Below are 19156 nucleotides of genomic sequence, written 5' to 3' on the forward strand. Positions count from 1 at the left end.
CCTCAGGCGGAGGCGGGCTGCTTTCCGGACTCGTCGTCCGCTTCGGGCTCGGGCGATTTCGCGAAGCGCAGGATCGCATAGCCGAGCACCGCCGAGAGTAGCGAGCCGAACAACACGCCGAGCTTGGCTTCCTCGACCAGCAGCGGGTCGCGCGGGAAGGCGAGCGCGCCGATGAATAGGCTCATCGTGAAGCCGATCCCGCACAGCGTCGCGACGCCCCATAACTGGAGCGCGGAAGCACCGGCGGGGGGTTTCGCGAAGCCGATCTTGTCGGCGATCCACATCGCCCCGAAGATCCCGATCTGTTTGCCCGCGAACAGGCCCAGCGCGATCGCGAGCGGGAGCGGACCGAGGATTTCGGCGAGACCCATGCCCTTGAGCGAGACGCCGGCATTGGCGAAGCCGAACAGCGGTACGATCAGATAGCCGTTCCACGGCACGAGCGAATGCTCCATCCGCAGCAGCATGGAATCATCGTGCCCCTTGAGCTTCAAGGGGATCGTGAAAGCCGCGAGCACGCCCGCGACGGTTGCGTGGACCCCTGAATTGAGCACCGTGAACCACAGCACGAGGGACAAGACGATATAGGGCAGCATGCGGTAGACGCCGAACCGGTTGAGCGCCATCAACATCCCCAGCACGACCACCGAGGCGGCAAGCCAGGCGAGTTTGATCCCGCTGGTATAGACCAGCGCGATGATCGCCACCGCGCCGAGATCGTCGACGATCGCGACTGTCAGCAAGAACAACCGCAGCGAGGATGGCGCGCGGCGCCCGAGCAGGCCCAGCACACCGACTGCGAAGGCGATGTCGGTCGCCGCCGGGATCGCCCAGCCCGAATGGAGCGAGCGGTCGTCGCCGACCACGCCGAGATAGATCAGCGCGGGTACCGCCATGCCGGCGGCGGCGGCGAGAAAGGGCAGGCGGCGCTTTTGCGCGTCGTTCAACTCGCCATCGATCAGCTCGCGCTTGATCTCGAGCCCGACGACGAAGAAGAAGATCGCCATCAACCCGTCGTTGATCCACAAATGCAGATCGTCGAGCTTGGGGATCGGCGTCCAGGCGAGCTTGCCGTAGAACAGCGTCTTGTATTCGGCATAGAGCGGCGAATTGGCGATCAGCATCGCCGCGATCGCGACCACGATCAGGACGATCCCCGCCGCCGCCTCCATCGAGGTGAACCTGTATAACGCGCTCTTTAGCGCGCCGCCGATGCTCTGTGACTCTGCCATGGGCCGCCCTTTTACGGTGGGGACGGCGGGTTTCAAGGGCATCGTTGCATGGAGCGGGCATAAGCGATACTTATCGCGTACTCCTCGCGGGGGGATACGATGCGAGGGGGCAATGGGGGGCATTGCCGATGGATGCCGAAGCGCTGCTGCCGCTCGCGCCGCAGCTGCACTGGTTGAGCCTGCTGGAACGCGAACTTTTCCTGTTCGCGGCCTTCTGGCTCGTGCTCGGCGCGCTCGACGAACTGGCGGTCGATCTTGCCTGGCTGTGGCTTCGGGCCACGGGTCGGATCCCGACCCGCCGTGCGGACCCGCCACCCCCTCGGCTGAGCGGGCACACGGCGGTGTTCGTCGCGGCGTGGGACGAGGCTGCGATCCTCGCGACCACGCTGACGCAGGTTTCGCTCGCATGGCCGCAGCCCGAGCTGCGCCTGTTCGTCGGGGTCTATCGCAACGATCCGGCAACCTTCGCTGCCGCCTGCCGCGGTGCCGCGCACGACCCGCGGATCCGCATCGTCGTCCACGACCGGCCCGGCCCGACGACCAAGGCCGATTGTCTCAACGGCCTCTACCGCGCGCTCGAACGGGAGGAGACGCGGCACGGCCTGGTGTTCCGTACGGTCATCCTGCAGGACGCAGAGGACATGGTGCATCCGGCCGCGATCGGGGTGATCGATCGCGCGATCGGCACGACCGCGATGGTCCAGTTGCCGGTGCGCCCGGCGCTTGCCGGCGGAACGCGTTTCGTCTCGGGGCACTACGCCGACGAATTCGCCGAGAGCCACACCAAGGGACTGGTGGTGCGCGATGCGCTCGGCCTCGACCTGCCCGCCGCAGGGGTCGGCTGTGCGGTCGAACGCGGCATGCTTCGCCTGCTGGTCGCGGCCGGTTCCGAAGGCCCTTTTGCTGCCGACAGCCTCACCGAGGACTATGAGCTCGGCTTCCGCATCCGGCGGATGGGCGGCGGCAGCCGCTTCCTCCGCCTGCGCGACAGCAATGGCGAATTGATCGCGACGACCAGCTATTTCCCCAACGAGATCGGGCCCGCGGCGCGGCAGAAGGCGCGCTGGATCCACGGCATCGCGTTCCAGGGTTGGGACCGGCTCGGCTGGGCCGGCTCGTGGGCGAACCGCTGGATGATGCTGCGGGACCGGCGCGGGCCGATGGCGGCGCTCGTGCTGGGGACCGCCTATCTCCTGCTCGCGATCGAGGCGGTGCTGCTGCTGAGCGGGACACCGCATGCCGATAACAGTGTGTGGGCACCGTGGCTGTGGTCCTTCGCGACCTTCCTGATGCTGTCGGTGCTGTGGCGCTCGACCTGGCGGGCCGCCTTCGTCGCGCGCGAATATGGCTGGTGCGAGGCGGGGTTTGCCGTCCTGCGGATCCCGGTCGCGAACGTGATCGGGATCATGGCCGGCTGGCGCGCGCTCGCCGCCTATTGTGGCAATCTGCGCGGTGCCGCGCTGCGCTGGGACAAGACGACCCACGCGGTGCATCCGGCCGCCGGCGTCCGCCTCGGCAGCCCGACATGAGGGCGACCCTGTCCTCGTCCGCGCGCGGCCGCCCGCTGATCGTGCTCGCGCTGGTGATGAGTGGCTGGATCGGGATGCGCTTCGCGTTCTGGCCGCAGGAGACCCTGCAGGCGCTCGAGCGTGCGGTGCCCGCCGCGATCCTCGCGGACGGCGAACCCCGACGCCCGCCGATCGTCACCGCTGCGAAAGCGGGGATGCCTCCCACGGCCTGGTCGCGACCTGCCCAGGGCGCCACCTTCCCTCCTTTGCCCTTCGTCCCGCATCCCGGGATCGCGCCGGAAGCCGGGGGCGCGGTCTTCGGCGCGGTCGACGAGGCTGCGTCGCACGACCTGTTGTGGATCGCCGCAGTGACGCGCGGCGCCTACGCTTTCCCGGCCCCGGGCATCGCCAGCGACATCGGGCGGGCGCGGGTCCTTTCGCAGAGGAGCGGGCTCGCATCGGATCGCCGTGCGAGCCAGCCCGACCGTTGGTCGCTCGACGGGTGGCTGCTGTTGCGCCCAGACGGTCGCGGGAGCGCCGCGGTCACGCCGGCGTCTTACGGGGCCAGCCAGGCCGGTGTCCTGCTGAGCTATCGCCTGGCCCCGGGGAGCCGCTTCGCCCCCCGGGCCTATGCCCGCGCGACCGGCTTTCCCGACGGCGCCTCGCGGGCCGAGCTGGCCGCGGGCCTCTCGATCCGTCCCTTCGCCGGATGGCCGGTGCGCGCGCAGGCCGAGTTGCGGGCGACCGAACGCGATGGACGGGTCGCGGTGCGACCCGCGGCGATGCTCGTCGGTGGCGTAAGGTCCGACATGCTGGGGCTCGAAGCCGATGCCTATGGACAGGCCGGTTATGTCGGAGGCGAAGATGCGACCGGCTTTGCCGATGGCAGGCTGACCTTGCGCAAGGCGTTGGCTTCGGGCGGCGGTTTCCGGCTGGCGGCGGGCGGCGGCATATGGGGCGGGGCGCAGCAGGGCGCGGCCCGGGTCGATGTCGGCCCCTCCGCCGCCATGACGCTCGCCACCGGTCAACTCACCGCGCGCGTCGAGGCCGATTACCGGATCCGCGTTGCGGGCGATGCAGCACCCGGCTCTGGACCTGCGCTGACGATCTCCGCCAGTTTCTGACGCGCCGCCATTTTGATCGCCGAATGTTGCGTTCGCGCGCTTTCGCCGCGGGCCCCGCTGGGGTAGGGGCAGGCCGAGCCCATGGACGTCTATCTTCCCATCGCCAACCTCTCGGTCAACGGCCTCCTGATTGTCGCCCTCGGCACGATCACCGGGATGCTGTCGGGCCTGTTCGGCGTGGGCGGCGGGTTCCTGACGACGCCGCTGCTGATCTTCTACGGCGTGCCGCCGACCGTCTCCGCCGCCAGCGCGGCCTCGCAGGTCACCGGCGCGAGCGTGTCGGGCGTCTTCGCGCATCACCGGCGCGGCGGGGTCGATTACCGGATGGGCGGGATCATGGTGGTCGGCGGCGCGATCGGGACCGGGATCGGAGCGGTGTTGTTCGAATGGCTGCGCGCGCTCGGCCAGATCGATACGATCATCACCTTCCTCTACGTCGTGCTGCTCGGATCGATGGGCACGCTCATGGCGAGGGACGGCTGGCGCGCGGTCACCGCCGGGCGAGGCGGGACGAAACCCAAGGCAGCGCGACGACGCCACCACCCGCTGGTCGCCAGCCTGCCGTGGCGCATGCGGTTCTACAAATCGGGCCTCTACATCTCGCCGCTCGCGCCGCTGCTGCTGGGCCTCGTGGTCGGGATCATCACCATGCTGATGGGGGTCGGCGGCGGCTTCATCCTCGTCCCCGCGATGCTCTACCTCCTCGGCATGGGCGCGGGCGTGGTGGTTGGCACCTCGCTGTTCCAGATCCTGTTCGTGACGATGGTCACCACCTTCATGCACGCGATCACCACCCAGGCGGTCGATATCGTGCTCGCGGCGCTGCTGCTGGTGGGCTCGGTCTCGGGCGCGCAGATCGGCGCCTCGCTGGCGCAGAAATCGAAGCCCGAAGTGCTGCGCCTGGTGCTCGCGGTGGTGGTCCTCGCGATCGCCGTGCGGATGGTGCTCCAGCTGTTCTATTCGCCCGACGAGGTCTACACGGTGGCCCCGCTGTGAGGGTGCTGATCGCCTTGCTGGCGCTGCTCGCGCTGACCGGCGCGCGCGACCCACAGCTTGTCCCGTCCGTGTCGCAGGACGAGATCGCGGTCCGCCAGGGCTTCACCGGGACGGAGTTGCTGCTGTTCGGTGCGATCCTGCCACCCGAACAGGGCGCGCCGCCCGAGCCCTACGATGTGGTCGTCGTGCTCAAGGGCCCGACAAGCTCGGTGGTCGTGCGCGAAAAGCAGCAGGTCGCGGGTATCTGGATGAACGTCGATGCCGCCGAATTCCGTTCGGTGCCGAGTTTCTATGCCGTCGCCAGCTCGCGCGAGATCGCCGCGGTGGTCGATGCGCGGACGGCCGCGATCTACGAACTTGGCCTGCCCTACCTGCAATTGTCGCCGATCGGGGCGATCGATCCCGAACAACAGGCGCGCATTGCCGCCGGGCTGGTCGAGCGGCGCCGCGGCGAGGGGCATTACCAGCAGGTCGAAGGCGGGGTGCAGGTCAAGGGCGGGGTGCTCTACGAGGCGCGCTTCGAACTGCCCTCGAGCGTCGAGACCGGGACCTATACCGCCGAGACCTTCGTAATCTCGCGCGGGCGGGTGCTGGTCTCCGAAATCGCGCGGGTCGAGGTGCGCAAGGTCGGGTTCGAGAAACGGGTCGCCGATTACGCCGAGAACGAAGAGGTCTGGTACGGGCTGTTCGCGGTTTTTCTGTCGATTTTCATGGGGTGGGCGGCCGGTCGCCTGTTCGCGCTGGTCTGATCCGCCGCAGTACTGCGCTGGTCCGTGCCCCCGCGCATTCGTAATTAGCTAGAAATTAACCGGTTTCGGCCAAGGTCCCGAATGAGACAAAGCGCCCATGGACACGGCGACAAGGGATCACGCATGACCGAAATGAGCGGAAAATTCCCGCCCGAAAAGCAAACAGGCGATGGGGACGACCCCTCGCTCGATCGGCTGCGCCGCGCGGCGCAGCGCGGTCGGCCGGGCCATCTGGAAGAGGCGGTCGCGCGCCCCGAGGCCCCGCAACCCCGCCGCGATCAACCGGCGGCCGGGCCGGGCCAGGCCAGCCGCCCATCCGCCGAGACGCTCGAAGCCGTGGTCGCCGCGCCCGCGGATCGAAAACCTCGCCCAGCGAGCGGGCCGGAAAAGGCCTCCTCGTCGCTCGGCGCGAACGCCACCACCCCGATCGGCAAGGTCGTCGAGATCGCCGGGTCGGGCTCGCGCATCCTGCTCGATCTCAACCGGCTCCATGCCTGCAGCGAAGACGACGACCCTTCGATCATGCTGGCGGGCCAGGTCGGCAGCCAGGTCAAGATCCGCGTCGGCAAGAACTGGCTGCTCGCCAGCGTCCGCACGCAGAAACAGGACGATAGCGTCGCCGGCGGGATCGTCGCCGCGATCGACTTCCTCGGCGAAGGCAACGAGGAACGGCTGACCGGACGGCTCACCGGCTTCCGTCGCGGCGTTACCACCTACCCGGTGCCCGGATCCGAAGTGTTCCCGGCGACCAGCGACGATCTGCGCCAGATCTACGCCAGCGACGGGCGCGCCAACGTCCAGATCGGCAAGGTCTTCCCGACCAAGGACATCCGCGCGGGCCTCTATATCGATGCCATGCTGGGCAAGCACTTCGCGCTGCTCGGCTCGACCGGTACCGGTAAGTCCACCGGTGCCGCTCTGATCCTCCACCGGATCTGCCAGGCGGCCCCCGAAGGCCACATCGTGATGATCGACCCGCACGGCGAATACTCGGCCGCGTTCCGGCAGACCGGGATGATCTTCGACGTCAGCAATCTGCAGATGCCCTATTGGCTGATGAATTTCGACGAGCATTGCGAGGTGTTCCTCACCACCCGCGGCAACGAACGCCAGACCGATGCCGACATTCTCGCCCGCTGCCTGTTGAAGGCGCGGCAGAAGAGCCGGCTTGCCGAAGGCATGAACAAGCTGACGGTCGATTCGCCGATCCCCTACCTGCTGTCGGACCTCACCTCGATCCTGCAGGACGAGATGGGCAAGCTCGACAAGGCGAGCTCCTCGATTCCCTACATGCGGATCAAGTCGAAGATCGACGAGCTCAAGGCCGATCCGCGCTACCAGTTCATGTTTTCGGGCATGCTGGTGGGCGACACGATGGCCGAATTCATCGGCAAGATCTTCCGCCTGCCCGCCGAAGGCAAGCCGATCTCGATCGTCGACGTCTCGGGCGTGCCGTCGGACATCACCTCGACCGTGGTCGCGGTGCTCTCGCGGCTCACCTTCGACTACGCGATCTGGTCGCGCGACGAGAAGACGCGCCCGATCCTGCTCGTGTGCGAGGAAGCGCACCGCTACGTTCCCAACGAGAAGAACGCCGACGGATCCTCGGTCGGCAACATCCTCTCGCGCATCGCCAAGGAAGGCCGCAAATACGGGGTCAGCCTCGGGCTGATCACCCAGCGCCCGTCGGACCTCGCCGAAGGCGTGCTGTCGCAGTGCGGCACGATCATCTCGATGCGCCTCAACAACGATCGCGACCAGGCTTTCGTGAAGGCCGCGATGCCCGAAGGCGCGCGCGGCTTTCTCGATTCGATCCCCGCCCTGCGCAACCGCGAATGCATCATCTGCGGCGAGGGCGTCTCGATCCCGGTGCGGGTCAGCTTCGACACGCTCGAGGAACACAAGCGCCCGGCGTCGGAAGACCCGAGCTTCGCAGCGCTGTGGAACGATGGCGGCGGCGAAGAGGAATCGGTCGGTCGGACCGTGGCGCGCTGGCGCTCGCAGGGGCGCTAGCCGCACACCCTGCAATCCGGATCCTTTGCGATCCGGATCGTCTTCATGCCGGGCGCAATCCCGTCGAGGATATGCAGGCGGCCCCATTGCGGGTCGCCGAAACCCGCATGTCCGTCGAGCAGGACGCGGATCGCCCGCATCGCGGCGAAACTGCCGACCCAGCCCGCCATCGCGCCGAGGATTCCGTTTTCGGCGCAGGTGTCGCAATCGTCGGCGTCGAACGCGTCGCCGACGAAGCAGCGATAGCATGGTTGCTCGGCCCGGTGCCCGGCAAAGGCCGCGACCTGTCCCTGGAACCGCGCCACCGCGGCCGAGAGCAAGGGGATACCGGCTGCGACGCAGGCATCGGAGACTGCGAGGCGGGTGGCGAAATTGTCGGTCCCGTCGAGCACGAGGTCGGCGCCTGCGATCGCGCGGCCCGCGGATCCGGCGTCGACATGCTCGCCAAAGGTCTCGACTTCGAGCTGGCGATCGAATTCGCGTAGCCAGGCCGCCGCCTTGGCCCGCTTGGGTGCCCCGACATCGCCTTCGCCGTAGAGCATCTGGCGCTGGAGATTGCTCGCCGAGACGCCGTCGTCGTCGATCAGCGTGAAGCGGCCCACGCCCGCACCCGCGAGGTATTGCAGCGCGGGCGATCCGATCCCGCCCAACCCGACCAGCGCCACATGCGCGTTCGCCAGCGCGACCTGTCCGGCACCGCCGATCTCGGGCAGGATGATCTGGCGGGCGAAACGGTCGAGACGATCGGGAGCGAGAGCCATGCCAGCGCTTTAGGCGCGTGAGGACAGCCCTGTCGATATCGCAGGGACGGTCTGTGGCTTCGTGGTGGAAAGCCGGTGGTCCGGCGGTGGATAGCGAAATCCACCGCCGGTAGCCGGTTGCAGCGTTCGATCAGCTCTCGAGCTGGCGCAGCAGCGAGCGGACGTCGCCGTCCATGTCGGCATCGCGCTTGCGCAGGTCCTCGATCAGGCGAACCGCGTGAATCACCGTCGAGTGGTCTCGCCCGCCGAACTTGCGCCCGATTTCGGGATAGGAACGCGGGGTGAGGACCTTGGACAGGTACATCGCGACCTGGCGCGGGCGGACCACCGCGCGGGCGCGGCGGCGCGAGCTCATCTCGCCGCGATCGACGCGGTAGAACTGGCACACGGTGCGCTGGATCTCGTCGATCGTGATCCGGCGACGATTGGCCGAGAGGATATCGGTCAGCTGCTCTTCGGCGAGCTGGAGCGAGACGGCCTGCCCGGTCAGCTGGGCGTAGGCGATCAGCTTGTTGAGCCCGCCCACCAGTTCGCGAATGTTGCGGGTGATCGTGCGCGCGAGGAACTCGATCACGTCGCCCGGCACTTCGAGCGGGGCGAACTTCTTGAGCCGCGCTTCGAGGATCAGGCGGCGCAAATCGATGTCGGCCGCGGCGATATCGGCGACCAGGCCCATCGAAAGGCGCGACAGGAGGCGCGGTTCGACCCCGTCCAATGCCTGCGGGGCGCGGTCGGCGGCGAAGATCAGGCGCTTGCCCTCGGCGAGCAGCGCATCGATCGTGTAGAGCAGTTCCTCCTGCGCCGAAGCCTTGCCGATGATGAACTGGATGTCGTCGACCAGCAGCAGGTCGAAGCCGCGCAGCCGCGCCTTGAACTCGATCATCTCGTTCTGGCGCAGCGCCTGGACGAACTCGACCATGAAGCGCTCGGCCGAGCAGTAGAAGATGCGCGCGCGCGGATGGTTGGCGAGATAGGAATGGCCGATCGCGTGCAGCAGGTGGGTCTTGCCCTGGCCGGTCGCGCCCTTGAGGTAGAGCGGCGAGAACTGCGGGGTCTCGGTCGCTGCCATGCGCTGGGCGGCGTTGCAGGCGAGCACGTTGGCATCGCCGGTGACGAAGCTGTCGAAGGTCTGCGACGGATCGAGCCCGACCGTGCTCTGGCCGAGCGTGCCGACCTGGCCGCTGGCGAGCGCGATGGCGGACGAGTCGAGGCCGTGGTCGTTGGCCGGCGCGCGCTTGCTGTCTTCGCCCAGACGCAGTTCGGACAGTTCGCGGCGACCAGGATGAACCTGGATGCGCACGCTCTTCACGTCGCCGCGCGCGATCTTCCACGCCAGGCTCAGCCGGTCGGCGAAACGATCGGCGACCCAGTTGGCCGAAAATTCGGTCGGCAGGAAGAGGTCGAGCGTGCCCGTCTCCTTGCACAGGCCGCCGAGCTGGATCGGCTTGATCCACTGCGAGAAGAGCTGCGCGCCAAGATCCTTGCGAAGGCCGGTGGAAATATCCGCCCAATCCGCCTGAAGTCCCATCGCTTCGAGTTCTTCAGCCGTTGGTTCGCGTTCTACCTTAGCCATCGCGTTGCCTCATCCCCCTAATAGCCCGCGTCCAAGGGCTGAATTTGTTGCGTGCAGCACTATCCATCGACTCCGCGCGGATTGGTTGCGGAGCCGACTGGCAGGGATACGCCCCCGCGCATCTCCCGAATAAGATAATCCTGTGTGTCGCCGGACCCGAGATCGTCGCCGGCAGGACTATTTTGTAAGTGCAAATCACAGCTGGTGACAATGCCGAAGATGACACTTTTTTTAAATAAAGCGCCTTGACAGCCCGGGGCCCGCAGGAATCCGTCAGCCCTCGAAAAAGGGCTGAAATTTCATTTGTTTGGTGCAGGGCGCAAAACACGAATCGTTGAAAATCCACGATTCGGGTGACGCCCTGCGCGGCGTCATTGTGCAGTACACATATGTTAAGTTCGTGTTTTGTTCCAGCCCGGTTTCGACCCGCAACCGGATTGCCCGGTTGCGGGTCGCGAATCGGTTAGCCGTGACGGCGAATCAGAGCGCGGCGACGCGCTTGGTCAGCCGGCTGTATTTGCGCGAAGCGGTGTTCTTGTGCAGCACGCCCTTGGCGACACCGCGATAGATTTCGGGCTGCGCGGCCTGCAGCGCATCGGCGGCGGCCTTCTTGTCGCCGGCCTCGCACGCGGTCTCCACCTTCTTGATGAAGCTGCGGATGCGGCTCTTGCGATTCATGTTCGTCGTTTCGCGCTTCTCGTTGCGACGGATGCGCTTCTTGGCTTGCGGCGTATTGGCCATGTCTGTCCTTCGTGTCGATCGCCGCTGATGCCGGGCGATCCGTTCAAATTCTGGTGTCCGATATGGTGCGCGCGCACAGAATCGCAAGCGAACCGGCGCGAGAAGCGCGGCCCCTAGCCTCGACCGGGGCGCGGGTCAAGGAAAACGCGGTTCAACGCTGGCATTTGGGGCAATACCAGGTGCTCCGCCCGCCTTGGTCGAAGCGGCGGATGCTTCCGTCACCGCGGCGACACGGCTCTCCCTCGCGGCCATAGACGTCGAAGCGGGTTGCGAAATAGCCGAGCGCGCCGTCGGGCTGGGCGTAATCGCGCAAGGTCGACCCGCCATCGGCGATCGACTGGGTCAGCACCTCGCGGATCGCTGGCAAGAGCCGTCCGAGCGCGGCTTTCGAAACCTGCCCGCCCGCGCGCTTGGGATTGATCCGCGCGCGCCACAGCGCCTCGCAGACATAGATATTGCCGAGCCCGGCGACGATCCGCTGGTCGAGCAGGCACAGCTTGATCGCCTGCTTCCTTCCGGCGAGCGCGGTGCGCAAATGGGCGACCGTCAGCGACTCGCCCAGCGGTTCTGGTCCCATCGCTGCAAACGGCGACCATGCGTCGAGCGCGGCGGTATCGACGAGGTCGACCGAGCCGAAGCGGCGCGGATCGTTGAGCGCGAAGCGATGCCCCTCGGTCTCGATCACCAAGTGGTCGTGCGCTTCGTCCTCCGCCGGGTCGATCCGCCAGCGCCCGCTCATGCCGAGATGAAAGACAAGCGTGCGCGCGCGATCGGTATGGAGAAGTCCGTATTTGGCGCGCCGCCCGAGCGAGGTGATCGTCGCCCCGGTCATTGCCTGCACCAGATCGGCCGGGAAGGGCCGTCGCATGTCGGGCCGGTTTAGCACCACCCGGGTGACACGTTCGCCCTCGAGATAGCGCGCCAACCCGCGCACGGTGGTTTCGACTTCGGGAAGTTCGGGCATAAGATAGGCCCTAACACCCTTTGCCCGAGCTGCAATTCCCCTTAAGGCGCTGCGCATGAGCGAAACCGAAACCGTTTCCTTCGGCTACGAAGAAGTCGCGCCCGAAGAGAAGACGCGCCGCGTGGGCGACGTGTTCTCCAATGTCGCATCGAAATACGACATCATGAACGATGCGATGTCGGGCGGCATGCACCGTTTGTGGAAGGACCAGTTCGTCCGCCGGGTGAAGCCGCGCGCGGGCGAGGCGGTGCTCGACATGGCGGGCGGCACGGGCGACATCGCCTTCCGCATGGCCGCGCGCGGGGCCGCGGTAACGGTTGCCGACATCAACCAGGACATGCTCGACGTCGGCGTCGAGCGCGCGATGGAGCGTGGCATTTCGGGCCTCGTCTGGTCGCGGCAGGACGCCAGTGCGCTGAGCTATCCCGATCGCTGCTTCGATGCCTACACGATTGCGTTCGGCATCCGGAACGTGACCGACATTCCCGCCGCCTTGCGCGAGGCGCACCGAGTTCTGCGCCATGGCGGGCGGTTCTTCTGCCTGGAATTCTCGACCCCGACCTGGCCCGGTTTCAAGCAGGCCTACGACGTCTACTCGCACAGGATCGTGCCCAAGCTCGGCAAGGCGATCGCGGACGACGAGGAGAGCTATCGCTACCTCGTCGAATCGATCCGCCGTTTCCCCAAGATGCCCGAATTCGCCGATATGATCCGCGAGGCGGGTTTCGCGCAGGTCAAGGTCGAGCCGGTCCTCGGCGGCGTGGTCGCGATCCATTCGGGCTGGAAGATCTAGCGCAGTGACACGACCGAGAACGCATCTCTGGCGGCTCTTGAAATGGGGCCGGACGCTCGCACGGCACGGCGCGCTGCGCCCGATCGAGCAGGCGCCGCAGACCCCTATGCCGGTCAAGCGCGTGGCGCGGCTGGCGCGGTTCGGCGCGATCCAGCCCTCCGAACCCAATTACGCGCGCGCGTTCGAGGATATCGGTCCCGCCGCGATCAAGCTCGGCCAGTCGCTCGCCACCAGGCCCGACCTCGTGGGCGAGGCGGCGGCCCGCAATCTGCTCAGCCTGCAGGATTCGCTCCCTCCGGTGCCGTTCGCGGCGATCAGGCGCGAGATCGAGGCTAGCTTCGGCCAGCCGATCGACACGCTCTATGCGCATATCGATCCCGAACCGGTCGGCTCGGCCTCGATCGCGCAGGTCCATCGCGCGACCACGATCGAAGGCCGCGACGTCGCGGTGAAGGTGCTGCGCCCGGGCATCCGCGATCGCTTTGCCAAGGACATCGAGACCTATGAATGGGCCGCCGCGCATGTCGAGGCGCTCGGCGGCGAGGCGGCGCGGCTGCGGCCCGCGCTGACGATCGCCAATTTCAAGCGCTGGACCCTGCGCGAGCTCGACCTGCGGCGCGAGGCGGCGTCGGCTTCCGAACTCGCCGAATCGATGAAGGGATACGAGGGCTATTGCGTGCCCGGGATCGACTGGGACCGCACGAATGGCCGGGTGATGACGATCGAGTGGATCGACGGCATCAAGATCAGCGACACCGAGGCGCTCAAGGCCGCGGGGCACGACCTGCCCGAACTCGCGCGGCGGCTCGTTCTCGCCTTCCTCACCCAGGCGATCGCAGCGGGCTATTTCCATGCCGACATGCACCAGGGGAACCTGTTCGTGCAGGCCGACGGAACGATCGTCGCGATCGATTTCGGTATCATGGGCCGGATCGACCGCCGCGCGCGGGCGTGGCTGGCGGAGATCCTCTATGGGCTGACCACGGGCAATTACCGCCGCGTCGCCGAAATCCATTTCGAGGCGCAATACGTTCCCTCGCACCACTCGGTCGAGGAATTCGCCACCGCGCTCCGCGCCGTGGGCGAGCCGATGCGCGGCAAGCCGGTGAGCGAGCTGTCGGTCGGCCAGATGCTCGACGGGCTGTTCGCGATCACCCGCGATTTCGACATGCAGACCCAGCCGCATCTGCTGCTGCTGCAGAAGACCATGGTGATGGTCGAGGGGATCGCCACCCAGCTCGATCCCGAGATCAACATGTGGGACGTCTCGGCGCCCTATGTGCGCGGCTGGATCCGCGACGAGCTCGGCCCCGAGGCCGCGCTGGCCGATCGCCTGCGCGAGGACACCGAGACGCTGCTGCGAATCCCGGCGCTGATTCGCCGACTCGAGGAGCAGTACCCGCCCAAGGGCGGCGCGCCCGAACCGCCGCCGCTGCCCGAGGTCGAACTGGTGTGGGAGCGCAGCCGGGAGCCACGCCGCTGGCCGGGCTATCTGCTCGCGGGCGCGGCCGGTATAGCGGTCGCCTGGCTCGCCGCGGCACAGGGCTGGATCGGCTAGGACGCGCTTCGGGGGAGGGGCATGACGGACAAGGCACCGGGTTGGGATCGCTTCGCGCATTGGCGCAAGGGTCCGGCGCGGCTGCTGCTGTTTGCGGTCGCGCTGGTCCTCGCGCTCGCGGCGCTGACCCCGTCGCCCGATTCGAAGACCGGCGAGGCGGCCGACGTTCCCTCGCTAACCGGCGACAATCCCGAGCGTCCGCGCGACGACGACCTCACGCTCTACGACAACGTGGTCGAGCGGTTGCGCGGCGGCGAGCAGTATTACGACGTCATCGCCGAGGAACACCGCAAGCTGCCGTTCCCCCTGCAACCCGGCCTCGCCGTGCGGCTTCCGACGCTCGCCTATATCCTCGCCCTTGTCGGCGAAGGGGGCATGGTGCCGATCGGGCTGGCGCTGATGGCGCTGACGGTGTGGGCGTGGTGGTGCCGCTTCGGCGACGAACCCGGGGGAGAGAACTTCCGTCTCGTCGGGAGCGCGCTGGTACTGGTCGGCGTCTCGCTCGGCCTCGCGCGCTATTTCTTCGCAATGCACGAGCTGTGGGCGGGGCTGCTGGTCGCGCTGGCGCTGGGGCTGCACCGGCCGGGGCGCTGGGGCTGGTCGCTCGCCGTTCTGGCGTTTGCGCTTGCGATCCGCGAGACGGTGCTGCCGGTGGTGCTACTCCTCGGCGCGATGGCATTCTGGCGGCGCGACTGGAAGGAAGGCGCGGCGTGGAGCGCGCTGGCGATCCTTTTCGCGATCGCGCTGCTGATCCACCTGCACATCATCGCGGGGCTGGTGCGCCCGGGCGATCCGGTCGGTCCGTCGTGGCTGACGCTGCGCGGGCTGCAGGGCTGGATCGGCAACGTGGTGCTGTCGTCGAACTTGCGCTGGTTGCCGCATTCTCTCGCCGGACCGCTGGTGTTCCTGATGATCCTCGGCTGGGCGGGGTGGAAAAGCCCCGCGGGACGCACGCTCACGTTCTTCTCGCTCGGCTACGGCCTCGCCTTCATGATCGCGGGGCGCAACGAGAACTTCTACTGGGGCATGGTGGTCGCCCCGGCGATGTTCGCAGGGCTGGCGATGGCCCCGATGGCGTTGCGCTCGCTCTGGCGCAGCGCGTTTCCTAGCGTCGCCTAGGCTTCGCCCGTTTCCTCGACCCGGTGGTGCGGCAGCGCCAGCCGGGCATAGGCGAGCACGATCACGTGCGCGGCCTCGACCAGCATCGGGAGCCACCAGCCGTCATAGGTCCCGTCAACGACGGCGCTCAGCCCACGCCCGATGAAGGCGACGCCGAATAGCGCGATCGGCATCAGCAGCAGGTCGCCGCGCCGCTTCCACGCGCCCCACACCATGAAGATCGCGGCGGTGATGAAAAAGGCGGTCATGTCCGCGCGGAGCACAGCGCGGCCCTGCTCGCCCGCGGGAACCAGGCCGAAATCGCTCCCCGCGGAGACCGGGTTAAGGAAAAACCCGATTCCGATAACCAAGTCGATTATGGCTGCCGCAACGATGAGGAAGGTTAGGATGAGCCGCATGTAATCTAGTCTCCCGATGGTCGGTCTTTACCGTGGCCCATCGGGCGCGGCGTGGCAATGTGCCGGAATATTGGGCGCTGGAATAGTGGGGCCGGGGACGCTAGCAAGCGCGGTTATGAACGCATGGGCCGACAATTCTCGCAGGATGGGTTTCACGGGGCAGCGCGCATGAGCGAGGGCAGCCCGAAGATCCTGCTCGTGATCGGCGGCGGTATCGCGGCCTACAAGGCGTGTGAGCTGGTGCGCATGATCCGGCGGCAGGGCGGCTCGGTCACCTGTGTGCTGACCGAGGGCGGGAGCCAGTTCGTCACCCCGATGACGCTCGCGGCGCTCTCGGAAAACCCGGTCTATACCTCGTTGTGGGATTTGAAGCGCGAAAGCGAGATGGGACATATCGAGCTCTCTCGCGAAGCCGACCTCATCGTCGTCTGCCCCGCCACAGCCGACCTGCTGGCGAAGATGAGCGCCGGGATCGCCGACGATCTCGCCACCACCTTGCTGCTCGCCACCGACAAGCCGGTCGTTGTCGTGCCCGCGATGAACGTGCGGATGTGGGAACACGCCGCGACCCAGCGCAATGTCGAGCGGCTGCGCGAAGCGGGGGTCGGCGTGATCGATCCGGGCGAGGGTCCGATGGCGTGCGGCGAATTCGGTGCGGGCCGCCTGCCCGAACCGGTCGATATCTGGAACAGCCTTGCCGACCAGTTCGGCTACCCGCATTCGGACGAAACGCCGATGCTGCCGCCGGCGGCACCGCAGCCCGCCCCCGTTCCCGCGCTGCCCAAGGTCGCGCAGGACGCGCCCGAAGCGCTGGTCGAAGACGTCGAGGAAGAGAGCTTCGAGGTCGAATTCGACGAGGAAGAGCCCGAAGAGGAGGAAAGCCACGGTGGCGGACTCGGCGGGCTGCTCAGCTCGCTGATCCGGCGCAACAAGCCGGTCGAGCCCGATCGTGACGACGAGTCCGACCACGATCCCGATCCGGGGTTCGGCATGCTCGACGAGGACGACGCCGAGTGGGAGGACCTTCCCGAACCCGAGATCGAGGAAGAGGATTACGATCCGCACGCGCTGCCGCCCGGTTTCGCGGCGAGCAGCGACGATGGCGGTCCGCTTGGCGGGCTGGTCGTCACCAAGGGCAAGGCGCGTTCGGCACCGCCGACCGATGCCGCCGCGATCAACCACCTGGTGCAGACCGGCGCGGGCGACCAGGCCCCGCAGCCGCTCCCGGGCGAAGAAGGCTTCTACAACCCGCTCGAAGGGCAAGGGACTTTCGACACCGATCCCGCGCATCGCCCGCTGTTCGGCAAGCACATCGTCGTGACAGCCGGGCCGACCCGCGAGGCGATCGACCCGGTGCGCTTCCTGTCCAACCGGAGTTCGGGCAAGCAGGGCTTCGCGATCGCCGCCGCCGCCGCCGCCGCGGGCGCGCGGGTCACGCTGGTGGCGGGTCCGGTCTCGCTGCCGACCCCGCTCGGGGTGGACCGGATCGACGTCGAAAGCGCGGTCGAGATGAAAGACTCGGTCAAGAAGGCGCTCCCCGCCGATGCCGCGGTGATGGTCGCCGCGGTGGCCGACTGGCGCGCCAAGACGATCCACGATTCCAAGATCAAGAAACATTCGGCCGCACCGCCCGCGCTGATCCTCGAGGAAAATCCCGATATCCTCGCCTGGCTTGCGACCTCGCCCGACAAGCCGCCGCTGCTGGTCGGCTTTGCGGCGGAGACCGATGCGGTGCTCGATAACGCCAAGGCCAAGCGCAAGCGCAAGGGGGCCGACTGGATCGTCGCCAACGATGTGTCCGACGCCGGCGGGGCGATGGATGGAGACGACAACGCGGTCACGATCGTGACCTCCGAATCGGTCGAGCGGCTCGAAAGGATGCCCAAGGGCGCGGTCGGCCGCGAACTGGTCGCGCGGATCGCGCAGGCGCTCGGGGTCCCGGCGGAGATCGAAGCATGAGCAAGCGCGTACCGGTCGAACTCAAGCGGCTCGACCATGGAGAAGGCCTGCCGCTGCCGCGCTACGCCACCGACGGCGCGGCGGGGATGGACGTGGTCTCGGCCGAGAATGTCGTGCTCGAACCGGGCAAGCGCCACGCGGTCGCGACCGGGCTCTCGATGGCGATTCCGCACGGCTACGAAATCCAGGTCCGCCCGCGTTCGGGCCTCGCGCTGAAGCACGGCGTCAGCGTGCCCAACACGCCCGGCACGATCGACAGCGACTATCGCGGCGAGCTGAAGGTCATCATGATCAATCACGGCGATGAGCCGTTCGTGATCGCGCGCGGAGAACGGATCGCGCAACTGGTGCTCGCGCCCGTCACCCTCGCCGAATGGCAGGAGGTCGACACGTTGTCAGAGACCGAGCGCGGCGAAGGGGGCTTCGGTTCGACCGGAGTCTAGGCTAGCGTCGCGCCATGCTCGGCATGTCGCTAATCACGCTGGTCCTGCTGCTCGCCTGGATCCTCATCCTCGTGTGGCTTTCCGACCGGCTGCTGCGGATGGTCTCGCGCCGCACGGGCTGGGGACCGACCGACTGGCGCAGCTGGCTGCTCTGCTTCGTCCTGCTGGTGGCGGGAATCTTCCTCGGCAATCACGCGCTCGACTGGCTCGACTACGCGATGGGTACCCGCGCGGCGCAGCCGATGCTCGCAGTGCCTAGCGCCTTCTTGCTCGGCTCGGTCGCGATCGCGGTCCCGGTCGCGGGGATCAGGGCCGCGCGCCGCGGCGAGACAAAAAAATAGGGCGGACCCGGAGGCCCGCCCAGTCAGGGGAAGGTTGGCTGCGCCCGATCAGCGGCGCGGCTTGACCGGCATGTCCTCGGGCCGGACCGAGATGCGCACGGTCTCGCCCGTATTGCCCGGGAAATCGGTGAACATCGCTTCGACGAGGTTGGGCACGAGATATTGCAGGCGCTTAGATTGCGAGGCGGCTTCGGCGCGGCCTTCGAACAGGCGCTCGCCGGTTTCGCCATCGTCGATCTTGAGCTCGATGTCGCTGGTATAGACCGTAGTCGAGACCACATCGTCGCGACCCCAGAACGGGTCGCGCCAGCCATAGCCCCAGCGGCGGGTCGGGACATAGGCGATCCGGCCAGAGCGCAGGCGCACGGCGCGGTAGCGCGGTCCGAAGCGGCTCCAGCTATCCCAGTAGGGATCGCGGAACCCGGTGCGGCGCAGCACGGTGCGCCCGTCGTCGACGCCGTAGCCGAAGCGTACGACGAGCGTCGCGTCCTCGGCGCTTGCGGCGGGCGTGTAGCCGAGCCGCTGCATCTGGTCGGAGACGAACTGCGCATATTGCGAGAATTCGAGACCGCCCTGCAGCGCCGGATCGTCGCTGACGACGGCAAAGGTTTCACCCTGCGGCGCGGGCAGCTGCGACTGGAATCGCGTCACGTCCGAACGAAACGGCGTGGCGGCGCAGGCGGCAAGGCTCGCGAGCAGGATCGGGGTGGCAGCCAGTTTCAGCGCGCGGCCCCATTTGTTGGCAGAAAGCATGGTCATCGTAACGTCTCCGAAAGAACGCAGTCCGGCCCCCCTATCGCAGCCTGACCTGATGGCAGGCGCGCCGGGCACGAAACTGTCTTTAGCATGGTAAGCGTTCTAGCGCAGCGCGGCTGAATGGGTTT

Annotated in this window: 18 protein-coding genes; 11 read left to right on the forward strand and 7 right to left on the reverse strand. The window is 67.4% G+C overall.

The window, feature by feature from the left end:
- Positions 1-2 precede the first annotated feature (2 nt).
- The gene (gene nhaA, locus IEW49_RS02580; RefSeq protein WP_188641213.1) at positions 3-1232 is read right to left on the reverse strand and encodes a Na+/H+ antiporter NhaA; all 1230 of its coding nucleotides are present in this window, start codon (positions 1230-1232) and stop codon (positions 3-5) included.
- A 128-nt stretch (positions 1233-1360) separates the two neighbouring features.
- Here nhaA and IEW49_RS02585 point away from each other — a divergent pair, with 128 nt between their 5' ends.
- From IEW49_RS02585 to IEW49_RS02605, 5 genes are all read left to right on the forward strand, one after another.
- Complete coding sequence (locus IEW49_RS02585) at positions 1361-2761, forward strand: glycosyl transferase family protein (RefSeq protein WP_188641214.1); 1401 nt, start codon at positions 1361-1363, stop codon at positions 2759-2761.
- Entirely contained in the window at positions 2758-3864 is a 1107-nt protein-coding gene (locus IEW49_RS02590; RefSeq protein WP_188641215.1) for a hypothetical protein, read from the forward strand. The genes IEW49_RS02585 and IEW49_RS02590 overlap by 4 nt, the downstream gene beginning before the upstream one ends.
- An 81-nt stretch (positions 3865-3945) precedes the next feature.
- A complete protein-coding gene (locus tag IEW49_RS02595) occupies positions 3946-4860 on the forward strand; it encodes a sulfite exporter TauE/SafE family protein (RefSeq protein WP_188641216.1) in 915 nt (304 codons plus the stop codon).
- On the forward strand, positions 4857-5609 hold the full coding sequence (locus IEW49_RS02600; RefSeq protein WP_188641217.1) for a TIGR02186 family protein: 753 nt from the start codon (positions 4857-4859) through the stop codon (positions 5607-5609). The genes IEW49_RS02595 and IEW49_RS02600 overlap by 4 nt, the downstream gene beginning before the upstream one ends.
- A gap of 123 nt (positions 5610-5732) precedes the next feature.
- Complete coding sequence (locus tag IEW49_RS02605; RefSeq protein ID WP_229658050.1) at positions 5733-7622, forward strand: ATP-binding protein; 1890 nt, start codon at positions 5733-5735, stop codon at positions 7620-7622.
- Here IEW49_RS02605 and IEW49_RS02610 read toward each other — a convergent pair.
- From IEW49_RS02610 to mutM, 4 genes are all read right to left on the reverse strand, one after another.
- On the reverse strand, positions 7619-8383 hold the full coding sequence (locus IEW49_RS02610; protein WP_188641218.1) for a HesA/MoeB/ThiF family protein: 765 nt from the start codon (positions 8381-8383) through the stop codon (positions 7619-7621). The two genes, IEW49_RS02605 and IEW49_RS02610, sit on opposite strands and share 4 nt — an antisense overlap.
- Positions 8384-8513: 130 nt before the next feature.
- Entirely contained in the window at positions 8514-9956 is a 1443-nt protein-coding gene (dnaA, locus tag IEW49_RS02615) for a chromosomal replication initiator protein DnaA (RefSeq protein ID WP_188641219.1), read from the reverse strand.
- Positions 9957-10436: 480 nt separating this feature from the next.
- Positions 10437-10697, reverse strand: a complete 261-nt coding sequence (gene rpsT / locus IEW49_RS02620) for a 30S ribosomal protein S20 (protein WP_188641220.1) — start codon at positions 10695-10697, stop codon at positions 10437-10439.
- Between the two features lie 151 nt (positions 10698-10848).
- Entirely contained in the window at positions 10849-11661 is an 813-nt protein-coding gene (gene mutM / locus IEW49_RS02625) for a bifunctional DNA-formamidopyrimidine glycosylase/DNA-(apurinic or apyrimidinic site) lyase (protein WP_188641221.1), read from the reverse strand.
- 55 nt (positions 11662-11716) lie between these two features.
- Between mutM and IEW49_RS02630 the strand changes: the two genes are divergently transcribed.
- Genes IEW49_RS02630 through IEW49_RS02640 form a run of 3 tightly spaced genes read left to right on the forward strand, consistent with a single transcriptional unit; the run spans position 11717 to position 15131 of the window.
- Positions 11717-12454 (forward strand): class I SAM-dependent methyltransferase, encoded by a 738-nt coding sequence (locus IEW49_RS02630; protein WP_188641222.1) that lies wholly within the window; start codon positions 11717-11719, stop codon positions 12452-12454.
- Positions 12455-12458: 4 nt separating this feature from the next.
- Positions 12459-14012, forward strand: a complete 1554-nt coding sequence (gene ubiB, locus IEW49_RS02635; RefSeq protein WP_188641223.1) for a 2-polyprenylphenol 6-hydroxylase — start codon at positions 12459-12461, stop codon at positions 14010-14012.
- A gap of 21 nt (positions 14013-14033) precedes the next feature.
- A complete protein-coding gene (locus IEW49_RS02640) occupies positions 14034-15131 on the forward strand; it encodes a hypothetical protein (protein WP_188641224.1) in 1098 nt (365 codons plus the stop codon).
- On the opposite strand, the gene IEW49_RS02645 is transcribed toward IEW49_RS02640, so the two are convergent.
- Positions 15128-15529 carry a hypothetical protein gene (locus IEW49_RS02645; RefSeq protein ID WP_188641225.1) on the reverse strand — a complete coding sequence of 134 codons (402 nt, stop codon included), beginning with the start codon at positions 15527-15529 and terminating at the stop codon, positions 15128-15130. The genes IEW49_RS02640 and IEW49_RS02645 overlap by 4 nt on opposite strands.
- A gap of 168 nt (positions 15530-15697) precedes the next feature.
- Here IEW49_RS02645 and IEW49_RS02650 point away from each other — a divergent pair, with 168 nt between their 5' ends.
- The 3 genes from IEW49_RS02650 to IEW49_RS02660 are packed head-to-tail and all read left to right on the forward strand — an operon-like array spanning position 15698 to position 18272.
- Positions 15698-17488 carry a bifunctional phosphopantothenoylcysteine decarboxylase/phosphopantothenate synthase gene (locus IEW49_RS02650; protein WP_188641226.1) on the forward strand — a complete coding sequence of 597 codons (1791 nt, stop codon included), beginning with the start codon at positions 15698-15700 and terminating at the stop codon, positions 17486-17488.
- A complete protein-coding gene (gene dut, locus IEW49_RS02655; RefSeq protein WP_188641227.1) occupies positions 17485-17931 on the forward strand; it encodes a dUTP diphosphatase in 447 nt (148 codons plus the stop codon). The genes IEW49_RS02650 and dut overlap by 4 nt, the downstream gene beginning before the upstream one ends.
- Positions 17932-17954: 23 nt before the next feature.
- Positions 17955-18272: a hypothetical protein gene (locus IEW49_RS02660; RefSeq protein WP_188641228.1), complete on the forward strand. Its 318-nt coding sequence runs from the start codon at positions 17955-17957 to the stop codon at positions 18270-18272.
- A gap of 48 nt (positions 18273-18320) precedes the next feature.
- On the opposite strand, the gene IEW49_RS02665 is transcribed toward IEW49_RS02660, so the two are convergent.
- A complete protein-coding gene (locus IEW49_RS02665; RefSeq protein WP_188641229.1) occupies positions 18321-19031 on the reverse strand; it encodes a DUF4136 domain-containing protein in 711 nt (236 codons plus the stop codon).
- Positions 19032-19156 lie beyond the last annotated feature (125 nt).

The sequence above is a fragment of the Pseudoblastomonas marina genome (assembly GCF_014641655.1).
GTDB lineage: Bacteria > Pseudomonadota > Alphaproteobacteria > Sphingomonadales > Sphingomonadaceae > Alteriqipengyuania_A > Alteriqipengyuania_A marina.

What these genes read in the sequence shown, in the direction of transcription:
- nhaA (WP_188641213.1), bottom strand. Translation starts at nt 1,232, where the DNA reads ATGGCAGAGTCACAGAGCATCGGCGGCGCGCTAAAGAGCGCGTTATAC.
- IEW49_RS02585 (WP_188641214.1), top strand. Translation starts at nt 1,361, where the DNA reads ATGGATGCCGAAGCGCTGCTGCCGCTCGCGCCGCAGCTGCACTGGTTG.
- IEW49_RS02590 (WP_188641215.1), top strand. Translation starts at nt 2,758, where the DNA reads ATGAGGGCGACCCTGTCCTCGTCCGCGCGCGGCCGCCCGCTGATCGTG.
- IEW49_RS02595 (WP_188641216.1), top strand. Translation starts at nt 3,946, where the DNA reads ATGGACGTCTATCTTCCCATCGCCAACCTCTCGGTCAACGGCCTCCTG.
- IEW49_RS02605 (WP_229658050.1), top strand. Translation starts at nt 5,733, where the DNA reads ATGACCGAAATGAGCGGAAAATTCCCGCCCGAAAAGCAAACAGGCGAT.
- IEW49_RS02610 (WP_188641218.1), bottom strand. Translation starts at nt 8,383, where the DNA reads ATGGCTCTCGCTCCCGATCGTCTCGACCGTTTCGCCCGCCAGATCATC.
- dnaA (WP_188641219.1), bottom strand. Translation starts at nt 9,956, where the DNA reads ATGGCTAAGGTAGAACGCGAACCAACGGCTGAAGAACTCGAAGCGATG.
- rpsT (WP_188641220.1), bottom strand. Translation starts at nt 10,697, where the DNA reads ATGGCCAATACGCCGCAAGCCAAGAAGCGCATCCGTCGCAACGAGAAG.
- mutM (WP_188641221.1), bottom strand. Translation starts at nt 11,661, where the DNA reads ATGCCCGAACTTCCCGAAGTCGAAACCACCGTGCGCGGGTTGGCGCGC.
- IEW49_RS02630 (WP_188641222.1), top strand. Translation starts at nt 11,717, where the DNA reads ATGAGCGAAACCGAAACCGTTTCCTTCGGCTACGAAGAAGTCGCGCCC.
- IEW49_RS02640 (WP_188641224.1), top strand. Translation starts at nt 14,034, where the DNA reads ATGACGGACAAGGCACCGGGTTGGGATCGCTTCGCGCATTGGCGCAAG.
- IEW49_RS02645 (WP_188641225.1), bottom strand. Translation starts at nt 15,529, where the DNA reads ATGCGGCTCATCCTAACCTTCCTCATCGTTGCGGCAGCCATAATCGAC.
- IEW49_RS02650 (WP_188641226.1), top strand. Translation starts at nt 15,698, where the DNA reads ATGAGCGAGGGCAGCCCGAAGATCCTGCTCGTGATCGGCGGCGGTATC.
- dut (WP_188641227.1), top strand. Translation starts at nt 17,485, where the DNA reads ATGAGCAAGCGCGTACCGGTCGAACTCAAGCGGCTCGACCATGGAGAA.
- IEW49_RS02660 (WP_188641228.1), top strand. Translation starts at nt 17,955, where the DNA reads ATGTCGCTAATCACGCTGGTCCTGCTGCTCGCCTGGATCCTCATCCTC.
- IEW49_RS02665 (WP_188641229.1), bottom strand. Translation starts at nt 19,031, where the DNA reads ATGACCATGCTTTCTGCCAACAAATGGGGCCGCGCGCTGAAACTGGCT.